The sequence below is a fragment of the Photobacterium sp. OFAV2-7 genome, from assembly GCF_022347985.1.
Lineage (GTDB): Bacteria > Pseudomonadota > Gammaproteobacteria > Enterobacterales > Vibrionaceae > Photobacterium.
On the sequence record NZ_JAKRFQ010000376.1, the window covers coordinates 1 to 4,682 of the forward strand.

Genomic DNA, 4,682 nt, shown 5'->3' on the forward strand with positions numbered 1-4,682 from the left:
CGCACTGTGATGCTGGAGGCAACCGACACTATCGATGAGATTAACCAGCAGGTGCAGTCGGTAGGCACAGTGATTAATACCCTCAATGCCGACAGTATGGGGATCAGCAAAGTACTGGAAGTGATTAACGACATTGCCGAGCAAACCAACTTGCTGGCACTAAATGCCGCCATCGAAGCCGCTCGCGCCGGTGAGGCCGGACGCGGATTCGCCGTTGTTGCCGATGAAGTGCGTGGCCTGGCCGCCAGAACGGCCAACTCAACCAGCGAAATTCAGCAGATGGTCGAGAAGCTGCAAAAGCAGGCTCACCAGGCAGTAGACGTGATTGGTGCCGGTCAGCAGCAGGCCGCTGCCGGTGTAGAACACATGAAGCAGGCCGATGAAGCCCTAGAGCGCATCGTCGAAGCCGTCGCGGCCATCAATGAAATGAACGCCCACATCGCCACCGCAACACGGGAAGAAAGTGATGTCGCCGATGACATGAACCAGCGCATCGTTCATGTTGCAGACACCTCCCACAAAACCCGCGACAACGCCACCAACAACCAGCAACTGGCCGATCATCTATCTGAAGTTGGCCAGCAGCTGAGCAACTACACGGAGCGTTTTCATATCTAATTGTGGTTAACGCTGAGAAGTGTGACTAACTAAGTGGCTGGTAATAAGGTTATCAGCCATGGAAATGTAAGAAAGCCCGCTAGGTTTAAAGCCTAGCGGGCTTTTAGTGCCATTCATATAAATGGCAGAAACAAAAACGGGACATCCGAAGATGTCCCGTTTCCAAACGTTTGGGCTGGAGGGATTTGATTTTGTGCTTTAATCTATTGTTTAAACTACATTTGTTTTAATTTGGTTTTTGTTGGGATGGCTAATGGGATAGCTAAAGTTTTCTGTCACAGCACAGAAGAGCTAATATTCAGTAGTATTTGATTATAATGCTTAACTTGTTTTTAGCGGTTTCATATAACAAACACATCTAGCCAAACTGGCTTAACTTCCATTCGGCAACGGACTTGTACCTTCAGCTTCCTTCGCGACTTCAGCCATGAGAAAAGCCAGCGGGTTCTCTGCATCGCCAGATAGCTCAACTTTCTGCTTAGGGTTCCATTTATCGCGATTACGGCACTGTAGCCAGTATTCCATTGCACGGGTTTCAGGCGGTAACTCTTCCTTGTATTCGACTATGTCACCATTGCTAAGCACTTTTTGCTTTCTAACAGTACAACCTGTTGCCCGCTCAAACAGCTTACTAGCTACCTCAGCATCAGCCTGCATCTTCCCCGCACGACGAGCCTCTGCGAACTCGGGGTGCTTTTTAGCCCAGTTTTTGATGGTATCCCTGTCCACCTCAAAGAAACCAGCTAGGTCTTTGTCGATAGCGCCTAGTAGGCAGAGCTTGTAACACTGCTTGGCGTATTCGGGGTTGTACTTATTATTGAAGGTATTGCCAGTTGGAGCAGCCATAACGAATCCTTGTTATATTAATCTTTGCTAAATTATAACTCGGAATTGGTTTTATTAGAGGTTGCTAATGTACATGGCGAAGTTATTGATATTGTGTTCAGGTGAGATAATTTGTCAGACTTGGAAGGTTGGTTTAAATGAGGGGGGAAGCTCTTTTGAATTGCATATGTTAGTAAGCACGAGCTGTTGCGGGCAGCTTTAATTTTGTGAGGTTGAAATTCTAGAATTACAACCTCAATGACTATAGTTTTATAGGTCGATTTGCTCTTTCTAAAAATCTATGAATTTTCCTTTTTTACAAAAGTAAAAAAATCCCGCGCTTCATCAACCTTAACATTGCAATATTCTAACAGGTCAAGGCCTGCGAAAAGTCCATCCCAATTAACATCTTCAAAAATAACCTCTCTCGCTAACATGAATAGGGAAATAGAGTTTAGCTCTTGATTCCAAGCTGTTAGTAATTTGTATTGTGTTTGATAATCTAAGCGGTCAAACATTTCTAATAAGGTTTTTTCTTCTATTGTGAAGTTTATGAATGGTTCAGCAATATTACAAACTTGCTGAAGTGTATCGTTCCAAATTAGCATGGCTCTGAGAAGGTGAGGTATATCGATACACTCTAACCAAGGAGCTTCTCCGTCACAATCCTTAGACCAAAGTTCAGTTTGTTTAGGGACCCACATTGGTATTAGTGAAGTTAATTTTTCTAAATCCTTCTGATTGAACAGAGTTAAATCTATTTCAATTAAAGGTTCAGCTATAGTAATTATATCGCTTAATGATGTCTCCCATTGATAAGCAGCGCCGATGACTTGCCCTAGACTGACTTTATTTACCCAAGGAGCAGAGTTATCTAAGTCTCTAAATAGAAGTTTAGCGCTTTTATGCAATGTGGCATTATCAGTTAGTGCTAATTTATCTAGATCTTTTTTATTGAATATAGTTAAATCTAAATCAATAAAAGGTTCGGCTAGAGTAATTGTATCAGCCAAAGATTTATTAGATTCATAACTTGAAACAAGAATCGAACTTAGGTTTAGTTTAGAAGAATCACTATTTTCATAGACGAATAGATTCTTACTTTCTAAAGATAATGACTCAGTAATTTTTGAGAATTCTAAAATCTGTTTTCTATTAAACTTAGTTAGGCCTACATCAATTAAAGGCTCGGCTAAAGCTACTATCTCAGAAGTAGATTTATTCCATTTCTTTTCTGCATTAACTAGCTGCGATAAACCTATTTTTGATATCCAGTTTGTTGAACCTCTCAAATCCCATGACATTAGTTCAAGTGATTGTGGATTAAGTGATTTTTCGCAAAATGCTGTTAATTGCTTTTCTGTAAACTTGGTGAGATTTAGCTTGATCAATGGCTTAGCTAGAGCTTCTATCTCGGAATGTTGCATATTAAAATTATCAACTATACTCTGAAGGTTATCTAACGATAATTTACTAACCCTATCAAAATAACTAGAAACATGACTTAATACTACAATTGATCCGCTTGACAGACGTGCCCAGTTTTTGCCTTGGTCGAAATTGGCTAGAGGGATAAGTCTTTCTATGACAGGAACAGATGCTTTATATAAAATTGATAAGCGCCCTCTAAGTATATAGTCAAAGAAACTTGTATTATTTGAAAAAGAAGTTGGCAAGTAAGTGAGAAGCTGCCTATCATCCGTTAAGAGAACTTGATCAATAGGGCTAATACCTATTCCTGCCAAAGATATAGAATGTCCACCTGTGGTTTTTATTGTGACGTCACATTTTTTTTCATACAATGCTTCATCAAGATTATTAATGGCTAGTGGTTGCGCTAACGATAGGATACAAAGTTTACCTAAAGTAGCATTGGGCCAGTCTAGTAGTTGCTTCCAGCCATTCTGGTTTAAGTGTTTAGTTACTATTTGACATGCTTTTTTTGGTTCTAATAATTTTTTTCTATCTACAGATAGTTCAAAAGAATGCTCATCTGTAAGGTTTATAATGACTCCATTAAAACCAGTCATTGTATTTCTTCTATTTTTACCACTAGCTTCATAAATTCTAATGCCATCTACTAAAACATCACTATACTGATAAATTTTTCCTTGATCTTTTCGTGTTGACCAAAATAGTCGGTTCTGACCGTTACGACGTTTTGCATCAGATATAGGTAGTAGTTCTATATCAATATTTGAATGGTTGTAATATTCCCCGGCCTTAAATAAAATTTCTTTATCATCCGTATAGATTAAGGTGGTGTCAAACTCGGGAATAGCTAGCCAGCTCTTTATAGAGTCCAATGCATCGTTGGGATCCATATCATCATTGCGGAGATATAGACGAATTCTACTGCCATGTTCAATGTGGCCAGTGCGGCGTTCTGTCCGTAGACGGAAAATACTGCTGCTGCCTTGTATTGAAGCTGCCAGCAATGGACCTCGTGTTTGAGCGTCTTCCTCTAAGCGGCTAGTCTGCACCTCGATTTGATCTGCTAGCATGAAATAGCTAAGTACGCCGACGCCAAATCGGCTATTGGGGTAGAATGAAATTCCTTTTAATGCCCATGCTGCACGTTCTACTTGAAATTCATGGCTTTCTGCAAAGCGTTGCCCACCATGAGCGAAAAGTCGAGACAAATGTTCCTCGCCCATACCAACACCATTATCAAAACATTCGATGTAGGGGCGGTCGGAGCTATTTTCATAGCCAGCTTTAAATTGAATCGCTCCTTTGAAGGCATACTGTGAATCGTTAAGCTCTTGATATTTATTCCTTGTTAGGCGATAACGGCAGGCGTCTAAAGCATTTTGGTAAAGCTCTCTTAAGGCTAGTGTGGGGTTACCATACAGTTTTTGCCCCATCAGTAGGCGCATGGTTTTACGTTCGTTAAGGCCAAAGCGTACATGGGGACGAGAGTAGCGTTCGATGCCACCTTCTTCAATTTTTGGTATGAGTTTTTTATCGTCAAATGTAATCGGCTTCCAATTGAGGTTTACACAGAGCTTGTCGTTGACTTGTAGTAAAGAGCGGAGGATGGAGTTTAGCTCGGATACAGTTTGTTCTAGGGAAAAATCCAGAGCTTGATGAGGACACTCTAAAGAGAGGCTAAAACATGAAACATTTGTTTCTTTGTGTTTTTTCTTAATCCAACTCGCTTGTTCAATGGCCTCATGGACCGTATTTAGATTGAATTTTGACTCTAGTCCTAAGTGTTCTGCAACAGCATCGTTTAG

General features: G+C 40.8%; 3 protein-coding genes. 1 reads left to right on the forward strand and 2 read right to left on the reverse strand.

Features of this window, described 5'->3' with window-relative positions; all coding sequences use genetic code 11:
* Positions 1–618 (forward strand): methyl-accepting chemotaxis protein (locus tag MHN01_RS17075; RefSeq protein WP_304622869.1); only part of this gene is annotated, 618 nt, incomplete at its 5' end.
* A gap of 372 nt (positions 619–990) precedes the next feature.
* Here MHN01_RS17075 and MHN01_RS17080 read toward each other — a convergent pair.
* On the reverse strand, positions 991–1,464 hold the full coding sequence (locus MHN01_RS17080) for a hypothetical protein (RefSeq protein WP_239412441.1): 474 nt from the start codon (positions 1,462–1,464) through the stop codon (positions 991–993).
* A 278-nt stretch (positions 1,465–1,742) separates the two neighbouring features.
* On the reverse strand, positions 1,743–4,682 hold a 2,940-nt coding region (locus tag MHN01_RS17085), incomplete at its 5' end, for a hypothetical protein (protein ID WP_239412442.1).

What these genes read in the sequence shown, in the direction of transcription:
- MHN01_RS17080 (WP_239412441.1), bottom strand. Translation starts at nt 1,464, where the DNA reads ATGGCTGCTCCAACTGGCAATACCTTCAATAATAAGTACAACCCCGAA.